Origin of the sequence: Saccharothrix ecbatanensis, from assembly GCF_014205015.1 — a bacterium.
Classification (GTDB): domain Bacteria; phylum Actinomycetota; class Actinomycetes; order Mycobacteriales; family Pseudonocardiaceae; genus Actinosynnema; species Actinosynnema ecbatanense.
In genome coordinates this window covers 5,182,248-5,197,583 of sequence record NZ_JACHMO010000001.1, presented here as the reverse complement: position 1 = coordinate 5,197,583, position 15,336 = coordinate 5,182,248, and the positions used below count along the sequence as shown (strand labels likewise).

14 protein-coding genes are annotated in these 15,336 nt (G+C 69.1%); 8 read left to right on the top strand and 6 right to left on the bottom strand.

The annotated features are described in order from the left end of the window. Nucleotides 1–19: 19 nt before the first annotated feature. Complete coding sequence (locus F4560_RS21615) at nucleotides 20–2,842, bottom strand: glycoside hydrolase family 9 protein (protein ID WP_312869406.1); 2,823 nt, start codon at nucleotides 2,840–2,842, stop codon at nucleotides 20–22. Nucleotides 2,843–3,370: 528 nt separating this feature from the next. Between F4560_RS21615 and F4560_RS21610 the strand changes: the two genes are divergently transcribed. Beyond that, complete coding sequence (locus tag F4560_RS21610; RefSeq protein ID WP_184922602.1) at nucleotides 3,371–4,231, top strand: alpha/beta fold hydrolase; 861 nt, start codon at nucleotides 3,371–3,373, stop codon at nucleotides 4,229–4,231. Between the two features lie 116 nt (nucleotides 4,232–4,347). Further along, nucleotides 4,348–5,409, top strand: coding sequence for a glycoside hydrolase family 19 protein (locus F4560_RS21605; RefSeq protein ID WP_246477865.1), 1,062 nt, complete (start codon nucleotides 4,348–4,350; stop codon nucleotides 5,407–5,409). A 55-nt stretch (nucleotides 5,410–5,464) separates the two neighbouring features. On the opposite strand, the gene F4560_RS45705 is transcribed toward F4560_RS21605, so the two are convergent. Together F4560_RS45705 and F4560_RS21600 are read right to left on the bottom strand one after the other, a co-directional pair. Continuing rightward, nucleotides 5,465–5,590, bottom strand: a complete 126-nt coding sequence (locus tag F4560_RS45705) for a hypothetical protein (protein ID WP_281391946.1) — start codon at nucleotides 5,588–5,590, stop codon at nucleotides 5,465–5,467. 69 nt (nucleotides 5,591–5,659) lie between these two features. Then, nucleotides 5,660–6,868: a helix-turn-helix domain-containing protein gene (locus tag F4560_RS21600; RefSeq protein WP_184922598.1), complete on the bottom strand. Its 1,209-nt coding sequence runs from the start codon at nucleotides 6,866–6,868 to the stop codon at nucleotides 5,660–5,662. A 468-nt stretch (nucleotides 6,869–7,336) separates the two neighbouring features. Between F4560_RS21600 and F4560_RS21595 the strand changes: the two genes are divergently transcribed. After that, nucleotides 7,337–8,911: an asparagine synthetase B family protein gene (locus F4560_RS21595; protein WP_184922596.1), complete on the top strand. Its 1,575-nt coding sequence runs from the start codon at nucleotides 7,337–7,339 to the stop codon at nucleotides 8,909–8,911. Continuing rightward, nucleotides 8,908–9,486, top strand: coding sequence for a GNAT family N-acetyltransferase (locus tag F4560_RS46675; protein WP_376775325.1), 579 nt, complete (start codon nucleotides 8,908–8,910; stop codon nucleotides 9,484–9,486). Before F4560_RS21595 ends, F4560_RS46675 begins: the two co-directional genes overlap by 4 nt. Nucleotides 9,487–9,670: 184 nt before the next feature. Here F4560_RS46675 and F4560_RS21585 read toward each other — a convergent pair whose 3' ends face one another. Further along, complete coding sequence (locus F4560_RS21585) at nucleotides 9,671–10,528, bottom strand: alpha/beta fold hydrolase (protein ID WP_184922592.1); 858 nt, start codon at nucleotides 10,526–10,528, stop codon at nucleotides 9,671–9,673. A 247-nt stretch (nucleotides 10,529–10,775) separates the two neighbouring features. On the opposite strand from F4560_RS21585, the gene F4560_RS21580 reads away from it, so the two are divergent. Together F4560_RS21580 and F4560_RS21575 are read left to right on the top strand one after the other, a co-directional pair. Next, nucleotides 10,776–11,516, top strand: coding sequence for a lytic polysaccharide monooxygenase (locus tag F4560_RS21580; RefSeq protein WP_184922590.1), 741 nt, complete (start codon nucleotides 10,776–10,778; stop codon nucleotides 11,514–11,516). 77 nt (nucleotides 11,517–11,593) lie between these two features. After that, nucleotides 11,594–12,172, top strand: coding sequence for a DUF305 domain-containing protein (locus F4560_RS21575; protein ID WP_246477864.1), 579 nt, complete (start codon nucleotides 11,594–11,596; stop codon nucleotides 12,170–12,172). On the opposite strand, the gene F4560_RS21570 is transcribed toward F4560_RS21575, so the two are convergent. Then, nucleotides 12,169–13,071, bottom strand: a complete 903-nt coding sequence (locus tag F4560_RS21570) for an RluA family pseudouridine synthase (RefSeq protein WP_184922588.1) — start codon at nucleotides 13,069–13,071, stop codon at nucleotides 12,169–12,171. The genes F4560_RS21575 and F4560_RS21570 overlap by 4 nt on opposite strands. An 89-nt stretch (nucleotides 13,072–13,160) precedes the next feature. Further along, nucleotides 13,161–13,778, bottom strand: coding sequence for a DUF4230 domain-containing protein (locus F4560_RS21565; RefSeq protein ID WP_184922586.1), 618 nt, complete (start codon nucleotides 13,776–13,778; stop codon nucleotides 13,161–13,163). A gap of 109 nt (nucleotides 13,779–13,887) precedes the next feature. Between F4560_RS21565 and F4560_RS21560 the strand changes: the two genes are divergently transcribed. Together F4560_RS21560 and F4560_RS21555 are read left to right on the top strand one after the other, a co-directional pair. Further along, on the top strand, nucleotides 13,888–14,121 hold the full coding sequence (locus F4560_RS21560; RefSeq protein WP_184922584.1) for an acyl carrier protein: 234 nt from the start codon (nucleotides 13,888–13,890) through the stop codon (nucleotides 14,119–14,121). Beyond that, the gene (locus F4560_RS21555) at nucleotides 14,118–15,329 is read left to right on the top strand and encodes a beta-ketoacyl-[acyl-carrier-protein] synthase family protein (RefSeq protein ID WP_184922582.1); all 1,212 of its coding nucleotides are present in this window, start codon (nucleotides 14,118–14,120) and stop codon (nucleotides 15,327–15,329) included. The genes F4560_RS21560 and F4560_RS21555 overlap by 4 nt, the downstream gene beginning before the upstream one ends. The last annotated feature ends 7 nt before the right edge of the window (nucleotides 15,330–15,336 follow it).

Here is a 15,336-nt window from a genome sequence, read left to right as displayed (position 1 = left end):
CCCGCCACCGGTCATCCGGTCAGCCCTTAGAGCAGGACTGGCCGTTCACCCGGAAGTCGGTGGGCTCCCCCGCACCCGACCCCGAGGAGTTGAAACCGATGTTGGCCGAACCGCCGTTGGCCACGCTGCCGTTCCACGACACGTTCGTCGCGGACGTCGACTGGCCCGTCTGGCTCCAGTTCGCCGACCAACCCTGGGTGATCTTCTGCGAGCCCGGCATGGTGAATTCGAGCTTCCACCCGGTCCACGCCTGACCACTCGTGTTGGTCACGGTGATGCTGGCCGACATGCCGGTGGACCAGGACGAGGCCTGCCACCGCACCTTGCAGTAGTTCGCCACCACGACCGGCTTGGTCCGCACCGTCACCCGCGGTGACATCGCCGACGTCAGGTTCGCGCCGTTCTTCGCGATGACCGAGAACTGGTAGCTGGTGTCCGCGCGCAGACCGGTCACCGTCGCCGACGGCGAGGTCACCGTGGCGGCCACGCGCAGCATGTCCGCCTCCTGGACGATGACGTCGTAGGACTTGACGCCGCTCTCCGCGTCCGTGGACGCCGGCCACGTCAGGCTGACGCTCGTCGTGGTGATGTCCGACGCCACCGGGGTGCCCGGCACCGACGGGGGAGTGGTGTCCACCGGCGGAGCCGTCGTGACCTTCTCCGCGGCCCAGTTGGAGATCCACGCGAACGCGGAGTTCCAGTTCACCGTGACCTCGTTCAGCGAGTAGGCCTCGATGTGGTCCACGAAGCACTTCTGCGGCTTGCAGCCCTCGAGCAGACGCGCGGCGATCGGGTCCTGCAACGCGCTGTTCGGACCACCCGAGAGGACGCCCGGAGGCGCGATCGGGAGGGTCGGCTCCAGCTGGTTCGCCCAGTGCCGGTGGTGCACGTTCTTCACCGGCTGGTCGCCGTAGCCCGTGACGTACGAGTACGACATCGGGTTGCGGCCCATCAGGTAGTGCAGACCCTCGAACACGCCCGTCCGGTACTTCTCGGCTCCGGTGAAGTCGTGCGCCAGCGCCAGCACCGCGATGTTGTTCGCGATCAGGCCGTTCGAGCCCCAGTCGTAACCGGTGGTCGGCTTGTACGGCGCGGGGTAGCCCTGCGTCGCCATCTGCGACAGGTGCGCGTCGGCGACCGTGGTGAACGCCGACTTGATCGCCGTGACGTCCGCCGCCGGCAGACCGTTCGGCACGAGCGCCAGCGTGATGTCGCCCAGCGGACCGGTCGAACCCCAGTCGAAGCCGCGCGCGTTCAGGCTGGCGCCCTTGAAGTGCGCCGACGACGTCACGTCGGTGCGGTAGGACGCCTCACCGGTCGTGGCGAACATCTCCGCCGCCGCCCAGTAGAACTCGTCGGTCAACTTGTCGTCGCTGTACGAGCCGCCGCCGGTGCCGTCGTTCGGGTCGGCGATCTTGTTCGGGTTCGCCTTCGCCGCCGCGTACGCCTTCACGGCCGCCGCCTGCGCCTTGGCCGAGAACGCCGGGTCGATCGTCTTCCAGATGCGCGCCGACTGCGCCGCCACGGCCGCCATGTTCAGCGTCGCCGCGGTGCTCGTCGCCGACAGGCGCCGCGCCTGCGGGTCCTGGTGCGGCAGCATCGGCAGGCCGGTCCAGTTCGCATCGTGGATCTTGTGGTGCACCATGCCGTCGGGCGCCTGCATCTTCAGCAGGAACTCGACCTCCCAGCGCGCCTCGTCCAGGATGTCCGGCACCCCGTTGGCCTTCTCCGGGATGGCCAGCGTGCCGTCGCCCAGGGCGGCGGCGTCACCGATCAGCTTCGCGCGCTCGTAGGTGTTGAGCACCTGCCACGCCGAGATGCCGCCGTTGACGACGTACTTGCCGTGGTCGCCCGCGTCGTACCAGCCGCCGCGCACGTCCAGCGTGTAGCCGCAGGGGACGGTCGAGAGGCAGGGGACGTTGTTGTCACCCTTGTTCGGGGCGACGTCCAGGTGACCGGCGGGCCGCGCGTACTCCGCGCCCACGTACTGCGCTTCGATCTCGATGCCACTGCGGTTGTGGTAGAAGAACGCCATCGAGTCGTACCGCAGCTTCTTGATCGCAGCGGTGGCGATGTCGAACGGGTAGCTCGTCTCCGTGCCCACGGTCAGCGTGTAACCGGCGCCCGCCGTGTCGTACGACGAGAAGTCGATCAGGTGCGTGGAGTCGCCCGACTCGGGGTCGACGCTGCCCCTCGGCACGGTCTGACCGGTGGCCACCGAGGTGCCCGCCGAGTTCTTCAGCACCCACGTCTGCGGCGCGGTCGCGTCGGAGGTCAGGGTCGCGCGCTTGGGCAGGCCCGGCACGTAACCGACCTGGTCGACGTTCACCTTCTTCGCCGGCACGGCCGGGTCGCCGCCCGGCGGCTTCACGCCACCGATCAGCGACACGTTGTCCACGCAGACCGTGGTGTCGGCCGCCTGCGCGCCCAGGTGGAACGTGACCTGCCCCGGACCCGCATCCGGGAAGTCCAGCTCCGAGATGAAGGTGAAGGAGAAGCGCTGCTTGGTCGTGGTCAGCGCGACGTCGTGCTTGGCGATCTGCCGGTACGGGCTGACACCCTCACCGGCGACCGCCGCCGCCGGGCGGGCGACCGAGGCGTACGCGTCGAACGACATCGTGTAGGACTGGCCGGCTTCGAACGGCACGCCGTTCTGGCCGATCAGCGAGTCCCACGGGTTGACGGTGCCGCCGGTGACGGTGGCGCAGAGCTCACCGTTGACGACCCTGTTCGACACACCCGCGCTGGCCCACCACGGGTCGGCGCCGCTGGCGAAGGTGCCGTTGATCAGGCGTTCGTAGTCCGCCGCGTGGGCCGTTCCGGACGCTAGCGCGCCGCTCACCGCCACTAGGGCTAGTGCTGCGGTGGCCTGACGGCGCCACCGGGGAGAAGGAAGCGATCTCATGGACTTGGGTCTCCTCCGTCTGCTTTGACGGTTGACGACGCTTCTGGGAGCGCTCCCTGGGAGCGCTCCCAGGGACTCTAGGGTGACTCGGGGCACATTCACAAGACTGACTTTTGACCTGAAGTCAAGCCGACATCACAGCCTGTGAGGGCCGGTGGTGCGCCCCTGCGATGCGAGCTGTGTCGATGACCGCGTTCGGCGGGCCGGAGGTGCTGGTCAGCGGCGATGTGCCGGAGTCGGTGGCGAGGGCGTGGCAGATCGTGGTCGATGTCGGCTACGCGGGCGTCTCGATTCGTCGAGGCGCGGTTCCGGCGCAGCGGCATGGGTCCGTTCGCGATCCGGCCATCCGCCGTTCCGGGCAACGGGGTGGGCGGGTCGTTGCGTCGATCGGGCCCGGCGTCGACCCGTCATGGGTCGGTGTCGACGCGCGGAGGTGGTGTCGGTGGTGGGCGTTACGGTGGCCGGATGACCGAGCGGATCGTGCGGGCCAACGGGGTCGACCTGTGTGTGGAGACGTTCGGGTCGCCGGACGATCCGGCGGCGCTGCTGATCGCCGGGGCGTCCGGGTCGCTGCTGTCGTGGGCGGACAGGTTCTGCGCGCGGTTGGCGGCTGGGGCGCGGTACGTGATCCGGTACGACCACCGGGACACCGGGCGTTCGGTGACCTATCCGGCGGGTGAGCCCGGGTACGGGTTTCCAGATCTCGCGGCGGACGCGGTCGGGGTGTTGGACGCGGTGGCGGTGTCCCGGGCGCATGTCGTGGGGATCTCCATGGGCGGGGGCATTTCGCAGCTCGTGGCGCTCGACTACCCGGAGCGGGTGGCGTCGTTGACGTTGATGTCGACCAGTCCGGCCGGGCCGGGTGGACCCGGGTTGCCGGCCATCACTCCCGCGCTGCTGGAGCACTTCGCGGCCGGTGGAACGCCTGCGCCGGACTGGACCGATCGTGAGGCCGTGGTCCGGTACCTGGTGGAGGCCGAGCGGCCGTTCGCCGGTCCGCGGCCGGTGGATGTCGCCGCGGCGCGTGAGGTCGCGGGTCGGGTGTTCGACCGTGCCCGCGACATCTCGGCCGGTGCCAACCACTTCCAGGTGGGTGGTGGTGAGCCGACGCGAGGTCGGTTGGGGTCGATCACGGTGCCCACGTTGGTCGTCCATGGGGACGTGGACCCGTTGTTGCCGTTGGGTCATGCGGAAGCGATGGCACGTGAGGTGCCCGGGGCGCGGTTGCTCGTGCTGGAGGACACCGGACACGAGTTGCCGCCTGGGGTGTGGGACGTGGTGATCCCGGCGCTCCTGGAGCACACCGAGAAGCCGTCCGAGGCTTGATCCGGACGGGCGAGGAGTTCGACCTTCGCCCTTGACTGGTGTAGACCATTTCCGGTTGAGTGGCCCCCGTCACGTCCGAGGGCGCTCGAACGGAAATGAGTGATCTTGTGTCGAGAATGCGCGTAGTGGCGGCGGTCGTCGCCTTCGTTCTCGGGGCGGCACTGACCGTCGTGGTGGCCAACACGGCTGCCGCGGCCGCCTGCGCGTCCGCCTGGACGTCGTCCGCCGTCTACACGAACGGCATGACGGCGTCGCACGCCGGGCGCAACTGGCTGGCCAAGTGGTGGACCCAGAACGAGACCCCCGGCTCGGCCGCGGTCTGGGCCGATCAGGGCGTCTGCGGCGGCGGCACCACGCCCCCGCCGCCATCCTGCGACTACCCCGCGTGGGTGCAGGGCCGGTGGTACACCGCCGGCAGCATCGTGCGGTTCACCGACGGCAAGCACTACATCGCCGAGCACGACAACCCGGGCTACGACCCGACGATCAGCACCTGGTACTGGAACCCGCACACCTGCGGCTCGACACCGACCACCACGACCAGCACCCCCGCACCGGGCGGGTTCGTGGTGAGCCAGGCGCAGTTCCAGCAGATGTTCCCGAACAGGAACGCGTTCTACACCTACTCCGGGCTCACGGCCGCGCTCAGCGCGTACCCGGGCTTCGCCAAGACCGGCACGGACACCGTCCGCAAGCAGGAGGCGGCGGCGTTCCTGGCGAACGCGAACCACGAGACCGGCGGGCTGGTGCACATCGTCGAGCAGAACCAGGCGAACTACCCGCACTACTGCGACGCGGGCCGACCGTACGGCTGCCCCGCCGGCCAGGCGGCCTACTACGGCCGCGGTCCCATCCAGCTCAGCTGGAACTTCAACTACAAGGCGGCGGGCGACGCACTCGGCCTGCCGCTGCTGACCAACCCGTGGCTGGTCCAGAACGACGCCTCGGTGGCCTGGAAGACCGCCCTCTGGTACTGGAACACCCAGTCCGGCCCCGGCACGATGACCCCGCACAACGCGATGGTCAACGGACACGGCTTCGGTGAGACGATCCGCAGCATCAACGGGTCGCTGGAGTGCGGCGGGCGCAACCCGGCGCAGGTCCAGAGCCGCGTCGACGCCTACCAGCGGTTCGTGGGCATCCTCGGTGTGCCGGCGGGCAACAACCTGTACTGCTGACAACCCTGTGGTGGTGAAGGGGGTCGTGCCTGGCACGGCCCCCTTTCACCGCAATTCACCGCGCGAGGTGCGCGAGCACGGCCCACCCGAACGACCCGGGCGACTCGACCCACGGCACGTGACCCGCGCTGGGCAACACGACCCGTGCCACGTCCGGCAGCGCCTCGGCCAGTGAGTCCACCGCCCACCGGGGCCGCACGTCCGCCGCGCGCCCGTTCGGCCCTCAACGGCATGTCGTGAACCTGAACGGTTAGAAGGTCACCCCGGCCCACTTGGCGAAGCCTGCCAGCGAGTCGGTCGCGCGTGCGTCGGTCGCAGCGATTGCGTGCAGCGTTTCTCGGACTGACGGGTGATACCTGGTCTGTTGCGGTGAGACGGTGCGGGCCTCTTGTAGTGACTGCAGTGCCTTCTCGCGGTTGCCGTGCAAGATCCATGCCCTGGCCACGTCGATGTGGTGGTGGCCTACTCGTGTCGATTCTTCGCGGTCGTCAACGAGCATCGCTTCGGCGCGGGCAACCGCGGCCGTGCCGTCCGACATTTCGACCGGCACCGCGACCGAGTGGAACTCCACGTTGGCAAGGTTGGCCCGAACATCGAAGTAAGGGGACACCGGCACGCCCCTGGCCACGATGTTGCGCGCCTCTTCGATGTGGGCGTCCGCGTCGCCTCCGTTCCCCGCACGCGCTTGGAACACCGCTTGTCGGAGGTGAAGCTGGGCGACAACAGCCAGCGCCTCAGGTGTGCCGACCTCCTCAGCCTGCACAAGGGCGCGGTTCACGCTCCGCATCCCGAGGTCGTAGTCACCTCGGTGCAACTGCAAGGACGAGCGCCGGAACTCTGCGACTGGCACGCGCAAGGGATCTCCGGACTTGCCCGCCGAAGCGACGAGACGGTCACTGGCCAGCGCCGAGAGGTCGAGGTAGCCGAACCGGTACGTGATTGCCTTGACCAAGCTGTACGCGTCATCAAGCAGAGCGTGTGCTGTCTCAGTCGCCTCGACACCTGACGCTTGTGCGAGGTTGGCGTAAAGGTGTTGGAGCAGTAGCGGCAACCGCATCGCGAGCTGGGAGTAACGACTCTTACGGCGCAACGCCTCACCGTCGTTCACTGCCGCTCGCAACTTGTCCACGTGCCAAACCGGCTCATCGAGCCGAGGATCATCGTGGGAGTCGAGAGCACGGCGCAGATCGGGTATCGCTGCCCGGTCCGCGCCGGGATCGGTCGCCAAGTCTTCGTAAGGCTGACCGGTCAGCACTGTCACCCCGACACCCAACCCGGCGGCGCACGCTGTCGTGAACGCTGGTGACGCCGGCGCATGTCCGGATTCAACCTTCTTCAGCAGGCTGAGGCTGACGTGGGCTCTCTCGGCAAGATCACGTTGCCGCATGTCCTGCAACTTGCGTAGGCGTGCTACCCGCTGTCCGATGCCGGCATTGCCTCCGAAGTGTTCAAGGTCCACGGCCTTGGCTCCTCACGTCAGCTTGCTGCATCCACGATGCCACCCAATCCCGTGGCTTCCCCACTCCTGATCACCTTTGAACTCGCTTTGTCCCCCCGGCGCCTACCTGTCGGTCATGCTTAACGCAGCGTCACGGAGTGGCCACCCAGAATGGAGCCCGGTGGCGGAACCATCGGTCGAGGTTGTTCAAGCAGGGCGACCGTTGGGCGGTGTACGGGTCAACCGACCGGAGGACAAGGGCAACTCGCCTCGCTGAGGTGAGCGCAGGCACGACATGCAGAGGGGAGGCAAACATGGACCAGTTCGAGGACGTCTTCGTCGGTGAGCAGACCCTCGTGTCGCTCGGCAGCGAGTACACGAAGGTGAGCGGCAGCAGCGACACCCGCAACCAGTACGACGAGATCTGATCCGCCGCGCTCGGGGTGGGCACCACTGCCCACCCCCGGCGTTCCGCTTGGAGGCATCACCTTGCTGAAGTTCGCCCTCTTCCACGAAGAAGGTCTTCCGCCGTGGCGTCCGGCGGGTGCTCGCTGGACCTCCGGTTCCAGTTGGGTCGAGCCGTTCCGACACCCGGCCCTCGAAGACTTCGCCGCGACTGACGGCACGGCGACCTTCGTCGCGGTCAGGGAACGCGCCGCCAAGTCACCGCAACTCGGTACCACGGACCTGATGGTGCTCACCACTGCCGACTACGCTGCGTTGAAGGCGAGGCTGCTCGGCTCACCCACCGAGTTCTTCCTGGTGGAGAGGGACAAGCGCGGCAACTACCGCGTTTACGCAGGCCAGTGGGGCACAGCGCCTGTGTACGTCGTTCAGGGGCGGGACCACGTGCGCGGGTCCTGGGCATACGGCGATCTTCGCCCTTACATGCGTTTCGATCAGTTGCACCACCTGACCGTGACCCGCATTCTGGCCGGCCGCCACCGCTACGCGGTGGACACCCTGTTCGAGCCGGTGAAGCACATCACCGAGCGAATGACCGCGGATTTCGACCAGATCAAGGGCTTGACCCTGCACTACCCGGAAGGAGCGCTACACGCGATTCCCAGGGAGGTTCGCGACGACGTGGACGTCGTGCAGGTCTACGAGAGGGAACTGTCCAACGCCGTCCAGTTGTGGGCGGTGGAGCCCGAGCAGACAGCCGTGGAACTCTCGGGCGGCATGGATTCCGCCAACGTCGCCATGACGCTGGCAGCCCTTCACCCCGGCTCGATCCAGTCCTACGCTCTGATGCTGGGAGGCGAGGTCGGCGAGCAGCAGGCCCGACGTCGGCAAGCCATGATCGACTTCGTTGGATTTGGCGACTTCCAGGCCGCAGCGCTCGACTGGCCGCCGCTGCACCCGAGCGGAGGCCGCGTCCACGGCGACCCGCTCAACCCACAGGACGAGCCCTACTACGAGGCTGTCGGGCAGATGTTGGCCATGGCTGCAGATCGTGGCATCACGACCGTCTACACGGGCGACGGCGGGGACGAACTCGTGGCACTGCGTGGCCAGGAGTGGGATCTGACCGGACGTGTGCCGGGTCGGCTCAACCCCCACAGCACCCCGCCGGATTGGCTGGGAGCGCGCGCGGCCGGGCTTCTTGATCAGATTGACCAGCACCTCGCACCCACGAGCGTGATCAACGAAGCGACACACCTGGGGTTTGCCTGCCGCACGCCTCAGTTCATGGCCGCCGGAATCTGGCCACTGTCGCCGTTGTGCTCCCCGCGCTTGATCAGGTTCGGCGAGCAACTGCCGGTTGAATGGCGGCTGGACAAAGCCATTACCCGCGAACGCCTCAGGCGCCTGGGGTTCTCCGACGACGTGGTGCACCCGCGACTCCGGGAGAACTTCGTTCACGTGATGGAGCGCGGATTGGTGGACTACGGTGTGCCTCTCGTGGACGAGTACCTTGCCGAGTCGCCGCTGGTCGATCTCGGTTTCGTGAACCCGGACCGGCTCCGCGCGGTTCGGAACGCGGCGGCTGACGGCAAGATCGACACGCGGCTGTTCGGCTACCTGCGGCTCGAATTGGGTCTGCGAGGATTGCTGGGATGACTACCGCCACAGCGACAACTGCCTACTTGATACGTCCCGGCTGCGCACCGGACCGTCCGGAAGTCGCGAAGATGATTCGCGCACGGGCGGCCTGGATGCGTGACAACGGGTATGGCCGGTGGGCCGGTTGGGATCGAAACGCGGACGAGCTGGCCGCCCAAGTGGGCGACGACGAGTGGCCAACCTGGGTGCTGTGCAACTCGATGAACAGCATCGTTGGCGTCACCACCGCTTCGGGCGAGACCCCGCTGATGGGTTGGAGCGAGGACGAGAGAGGACAGCGCGCCATTTTCCTCCAGTCCACCCTCACCGACCCGCGCTTCACGCGGCAGGGTCTCGGCGTGCTCATCGCGTTCTGGGCACTGGACTACGCAGCAAGGGAGGGGCACGACTGGGTACGTCGGGGCGTGCTCACGGTCGGCGAGGACAACCTCGGCCTGGTGCGCTACTACCGGAGTCAGGGCTGGAGGGTGGTCCGGGCGGTTCCGCATCCCCGACGGCGGGACGTCACGGTGTGGTCGTTGCAGCGACCAGCCGAACGCCAACCAGATCTCGGCCAACTCGTGGCGTGGTAGGCCGATCGCTCGGCTGATGCAGCAGCGCGCCCATGATCAGTCTTCGGACGTGCCGCGAGCGTTCTGACGCGCCGATCGGCACAGCCGCCCCGAAACACCGACCAGCTCAGTCGAAGAGCCTTGACCAGCGCAAACGTACGTAGTCACGCGATCCCAGCGCGTCGACATGACACGGCCCGGTTTCCTACCGCGCGAGGTGCGCGAGCACGGCCCACCCGAACGACCCGGGCGACTCGACCCACGGCACGTGACCCGCGCTGGGCAACACGACCCGTGCCACGTCCGGCAGCGCCTCGGCCAGTGAGTCCACCGCCCACCGGGGCCGCACGTCCGCCGCGCCGTCCACGATCAGCGTCGGCACGGCCAGTTCCCGGCATCGCGCCACCAGGTCCTGCTCGTCCCACGCGTGCGACTCGGCGTTCAACGCGGCGTTGGCCTCCTCGTTCACGCCGAACCACGGCGTGGCCAGGTCTTCGGCATGACGCCGGGCGGTCGACGGGTCGGCGAAGTCCGCGGTCCACTGCCGGATCGCCGCGGCACGCCCGACCTTGCCGCCCGGCTCGCCGTCAGGCGGTTCAGCGCCGAGTTCAGCGCCGGGTCGTTCAGCGCCGAGCCGTTCGGCCCGGTTGCGCCGGTACTCGTCGCGCCAGTCCTGCCCCAGGCCCGTGCCGGCCACGTAGATCAGCGACGAGACCCGGTCCGGGTGTTCCAGCGCGTAGTGCAACGCCACGTCGGCACCCCAGGAATGGCCCAGCAGAGCCATCTGTGACAGTCCGAAGTGGACCCTGATGGCGTCCAGGTCGGCCAGCGTCCGGGCCACGGTGTACGGCCCTCCGCGCTCGGACCGGCCGCCGCCGCGCTGGTCCCAGCGGATCACCCGCACCCGCGCGGCCAGCAGCTCGGCGACCCCGTCGAACATGTCCCACAGCCCGGGGCCGCCGTGGCACAGCACCAGTGGTTCGCCGCGCCCCGGTTCTGAGCGCCCCAGTTCGGCTGCCCACAACACGCGGCCGTCGTCCGTGATGACCTTGTGCTCCTCCATGCGGCCAGTGTCGGCCAACGACGCGGCGGATCACACCCATCGGGCCGAATGAGTCGATGTCGGCGATCCCCACCGGCGGCGCCCGTTCACATCCTTGACCGGCCCGACGTTCACGATTATGGTCTAGACCACATCGCTTGGGTGGCGGGCCGTTCACGGACCGTCACGCACCGCATGATCCGGCCGCCGCGGAAATGGACCCTGCCTTGGGGACCCGCCTCGGGTCCCCTCCGAAGGAGCTGGACACATGAGCCTGAAACGCAAGCTCGCGGCGGTCATCGCCGGCGTGGGCCTCGCACCGTTCATCGTCGTCGTCTCGGCGGGAACGGCGAGCGCGCACGGCTACATCTCGTCGCCGCCGAGCCGGCAGGCGATGTGCGCGCAGGGCCGCGTCTCGAACTGCGGCGCCATCGTCTACGAGCCGCAGAGCGTGGAAGGCCCCAAGGGCCAGCGCAACTGCCACGCCGGGCTGACCCAGTTCGCCGTGCTCAACGACGACAGCCGGGCGTGGCCCACCACCTCGGTGGGCAACAACGTGACGTTCAACTGGACGCTCACCGCCCGGCACGCCACGAGCACGTGGGAGTACTACGTCGGCGGCAGCAAGATCGCCGAGTTCAACGACGGCGGCCGGCAGCCCGCGGCCACCGTGACGCACAACGTGAGCCTCGGCGGGCGGACCGGCCGGATCAAGCTGCTGGCCATCTGGAACATCGCCGACACGCCCATGGCGTTCTACTCGTGCGTCGACCTCCAGGTCGGCTCCGGTGGCGGCACGCCGACCACCACGACGAACCCGCCGACGACCACCAACCCGCCGACCACCACGACGCAGCCCCCGGTGGGCGGCACGTGGTCGGCCAACACCGCGTACTCGGTCGGGTCGCAGGTGACCTACGGCGGCGCCAACTACCGCTGCGTCCAAGCCCACACGTCCCTCGCGGGCTGGGAACCACCGAACACGCCGGCCCTGTGGCAGAGGGTCTGACCGACGACCGATGACGAAGCCCGCCCGTGCCGCCCTTGCCGCGGCACGGACGGGCCGTTCGGCGAAGGAGGACGACCTTGCGACGCCTCATGACCCTGGTGGCCGGACTGCTCGTGGCGACCGTGGCCGGCTGCGGTTCGGGTTCCGCTCCCGCGGCGCCGCCACCGCCGGTGTCGACGGTCGTGGAGAGCGACGAGTTCAACGCGACCGACGTGATGTTCCTCCAGATGTCCGTGTCCCACCACCGGACCGGGCTGGAGATCGTGCGACTGGCCGAGGACAGGGCGGTGCGCGCGGACGTGAAGACGTTGGCGGCGGCCATCGAGGTCACCCAGCTGTCCGAAGTGGACTCGATGACGAGGTGGCTGGCGGAGTGGAAGCAGCCCGAGTCGGCGGGCGACAACCCCGAGCTGCACGCCGGTCACGGGGGTGACCACTCGACCAGTCCCGAAGAGATCGCGGAACTGGCCGCGACCGACCCGGCCGAGTTCGAGAAGGCGTTCCTGAACCTGCTCATCGGGCACCAGCACAACGCGGTGGCGATCGCGAAGCTGGAGAAGGAAGGCGGCGTCAACCCGCAGGCGAAGGACCTGGCGGCGCGGATCTTCGAGTCACGCACCGCGCAGATCGCGCAGATGCTCGGGTACCTGGACTAGAACGCGAGCTTGAGCGTGCTGGTGAAGCGGCGGTGCTCGCCTGTCACCGGGTCGGTGAACGCGAGCACCTTCGCCAGCAGCTGGAGCGGGTTCGTGAAGTCGTCCAAGGGCTTCTCGCGCAGGACGGGGTAGAAGTCGTCGTGCCGGATCGGGACGCCCAGCGACGCCATGTGCAGGCGGAGCTGGTGCGTGCGGCCGGTGGCGGGCACGAGCCGGTAGCGGCCCCACCCGTCGCGGTGCTCGACCAGCTCGACCAGCGTCTCGGCGTTGGGAGGGCCGGGCACCTCCTGCGCGGTGATCACGCCCTTGACCTTGACGATGCGGCTGCTCACGTTGGCGGGCAGGGACAACGTCGGGTCGTACGGCGCGATCGCCTCGTACTCCTTGTGCACCACGCGGTCCTTGAACAGCGTCTGGTACTTGCCGCGCAGGGTCGGCTCGGCCACGAACATGACCAGCCCGGCGGTGACGCGGTCCAGCCGGTGCGCCGGGATCAGGTGCGGCAGCCCGAGCTCGCGGCGCAGCCGGACCAGAGCCGTCTCCACGATGTGCCGGCCGCGCGGGATGGTGGCCAGGAAGTGGGGTTTGTCGACCACCACGATTGCGTCGTCGCGGTGCACGATCCCGATCTCGAACGGCACGGTGACCTCGTCGGGCAGGTCCCGGTGGAACCAGACGGACGTGCCGGGGGCGAACGCCGCGTCGGGGGCGATCGGGCCGGACAGGTCGTAGACGCGGCCCTCGGCGAGCATCAGGTCGATCCGCTCGGGCGCGACCCTCGGCAACCGCTCGACCAGGTGGTCGCGGACGGTCGCCCACGGGCCCTCTTCGGGCAGCCGCAGACGTGCCGGGTCGAGGCCGTGGCGCTGGTCGAGCGGCGGCCGGAGCTTGCGCCTCATCACCGGCACCATACCCTGCGGGAATCGGGCAGGCGGCCAGGTGAGCGGCGGTGTGACCAACGCTGCGTCGGCCGTCAGGCCAGGTCCCGTCAGGTCAGGTCTTTGAACGCGACCTCGTAGCCGAGGGCGCCGAACATGCCGGTCAGCATCTTGCGCGTGTTCTCGTCCGCCCGGTCCGCCAACCCGGACCCACGCGCCGCGTCCGCGATCTTCCGCTCCGCCGCCACGTAGAACGGCTGCTGGTCCGGCGTCTCCACCAACGACGCCAACCGGTCGGCCAAGCCGCGTTCCTGGGCGAACACGTAACACCGTTCCTGGTCCAGGTTCGGCTTGTCCAGCACCGCTTTCGGCAGCGCCAGCTCCACCGACCGCGGCTCACCCGTCGGCGACACCTTCAGCGCGTCCTCCGACAACCCGCTGAAGTCCACGAAGGCGTTCACCGTTCCCGACGCCACGAACAACGTCCGCTGTCCCGCCAACACCGCCGGCACGTACCGGACGTCACGCTCGATGTCGAGCACCACCTGGAAGTCGCCGGCCGAAGCGTGGTACTGGCTCAAGTCCCGTAACGACTTCAGCAAAGCAGGCCCACTGCGGTCGACGGTGTCGGTGCCCGGTCCGCTGAAACGGGGCACGACCAACACCGCCGCCACCACCACAGCGACCGCCACGACCGCCGCCACCGCCACCGCGCTGCGCCACCTCATGCCGGCGGAGTACCCGGACCCGCTACCCGAGAACCTCCTCCCGCTGTCGGGGGCATCGGAGGGCATGGGGTTCGATGGCCGGGAGGACCCTGGCGACCGAGGAGAGACCGTGTACGAGACGCTGAAGAACATCCTCGTCAGCACGCTGAAAGTCGCGCCGGAGCAGATCACCCCGGACGCCACCAAGGACGACCTGGAGCTGGACTCGATCGCGTTCGTCGAACTGTCGATGGAGCTCGGCAAGGAGCACGACCTGCACATCAGCGACGACGAGCTGTTCGACATGGAGACCGTCGCCGACATCGTCGCGCTGATGGAGGAGCGGGCCGGGACGGACCGGTGACCGGCCTCGACATCGCCGTCACAGGGCTCGGCCTGGTCACGCCGGGCGGCGTGGGGGTGGAGGCGGGCTGGGCGGCGGTGTGCGCGGGACGGTCGACCGCCGCGCACGACCCGACGCTCGCCGGACACGAGGTGTCGATCTCCTGCCGCGTCCCCGACTTCGACGCGGACGCGCTGTTGGGCGCGCGCCGGGCGGTCCGGCTCGACCGGTTCGCGCAGCTGGCGCTGGTCGCGGCACGCGAGGCCGTCGCCGACGAGGAGCGCACGACGTGGGACGCGGCACGGGTGGGTGTGGTGATCGGCACCTCGTCCGGCGGCGGTGAGACGTTCGAACGGCAGCACGGCCTGCTGCTCGCGGACGGCCCGACCGGGGTGTCGCCGCTGCTGCTGCCGATGCACCTGCCGAACATGGTCGCCGGGCAGATCGCGATGGAGTTCGGCTTCCACGGCCCGAACCTCGTGGTGGCGACCGCGTGCGCGTCCGGGGCCACCGCGATCGGCGTCGCCTGCGACCTGCTCGCCGCGCGCCGGTGCGACGTGGTGCTGGCCGGCGGGGTCGACGCGCTGCTCAACCCGTTGACCATGGCGGGTTTCGCCCGGATGGGAGCGTTGTCCCGACGGACTGACCCCGCCACCGCGTCCCGGCCGTTCGACGCGGACCGGGACGGGTTCGTCGCGGCGGAGGGCGCGGCGGTGCTGGTGCTGCGCCGGGCCGAGGACGCGCGGGCCGACGGGCGGCCGGTCCGGGCGCGGATCGTCGGGTACGGCGCGACCGCCGACGCGCACCACATCACCAAACCCGATCCCGAGGGCAGGGGCGTGATCGCGGCGGTCCGGGCGGCGTTGGCGGACGCGGGCGCGGCGCCGGGTGACGTCGGGCACGTCAACGCGCACGGCACGTCCACGCAGCTCAACGACCTGGTGGAGGGGCGGGTGCTGGCGGGGCTGCTGCCGTCCGGGCCGCTGGTGACGTCGACCAAGGGCGTCACCGGGCACATGCTGGGCGCGGCCGGCGCGGCGGAGGCGGTGTTCACGGTGCTCGCGGTCGAGCAGGGGATCGTGCCGCCGACGGCCAACCTCGACACCCTCGATCCGGAGCTGGACATCGACGTGGCGACCACCGCAGTGCCGCTTGGTGTCGAGCTTGCGTTGAGCAACTCGTTCGGGTTCGGTGGGCAGAACGCGGTGCTCGCCATCGCCAGGGCGTGAGGGGGAC

Coding starts and splice junctions, on each gene's coding strand:
- F4560_RS21610 (WP_184922602.1), top strand. CDS start 3,371: ATGACCGAGCGGATCGTGCGGGCCAACGGGGTCGACCTGTGTGTGGAG.
- F4560_RS21605 (WP_246477865.1), top strand. CDS start 4,348: ATGCGCGTAGTGGCGGCGGTCGTCGCCTTCGTTCTCGGGGCGGCACTG.
- F4560_RS46675 (WP_376775325.1), top strand. CDS start 8,908: ATGACTACCGCCACAGCGACAACTGCCTACTTGATACGTCCCGGCTGC.
- F4560_RS21585 (WP_184922592.1), bottom strand. CDS start 10,528: ATGGAGGAGCACAAGGTCATCACGGACGACGGCCGCGTGTTGTGGGCA.
- F4560_RS21580 (WP_184922590.1), top strand. CDS start 10,776: ATGAGCCTGAAACGCAAGCTCGCGGCGGTCATCGCCGGCGTGGGCCTC.
- F4560_RS21570 (WP_184922588.1), bottom strand. CDS start 13,071: ATGAGGCGCAAGCTCCGGCCGCCGCTCGACCAGCGCCACGGCCTCGAC.
- F4560_RS21565 (WP_184922586.1), bottom strand. CDS start 13,778: ATGAGGTGGCGCAGCGCGGTGGCGGTGGCGGCGGTCGTGGCGGTCGCT.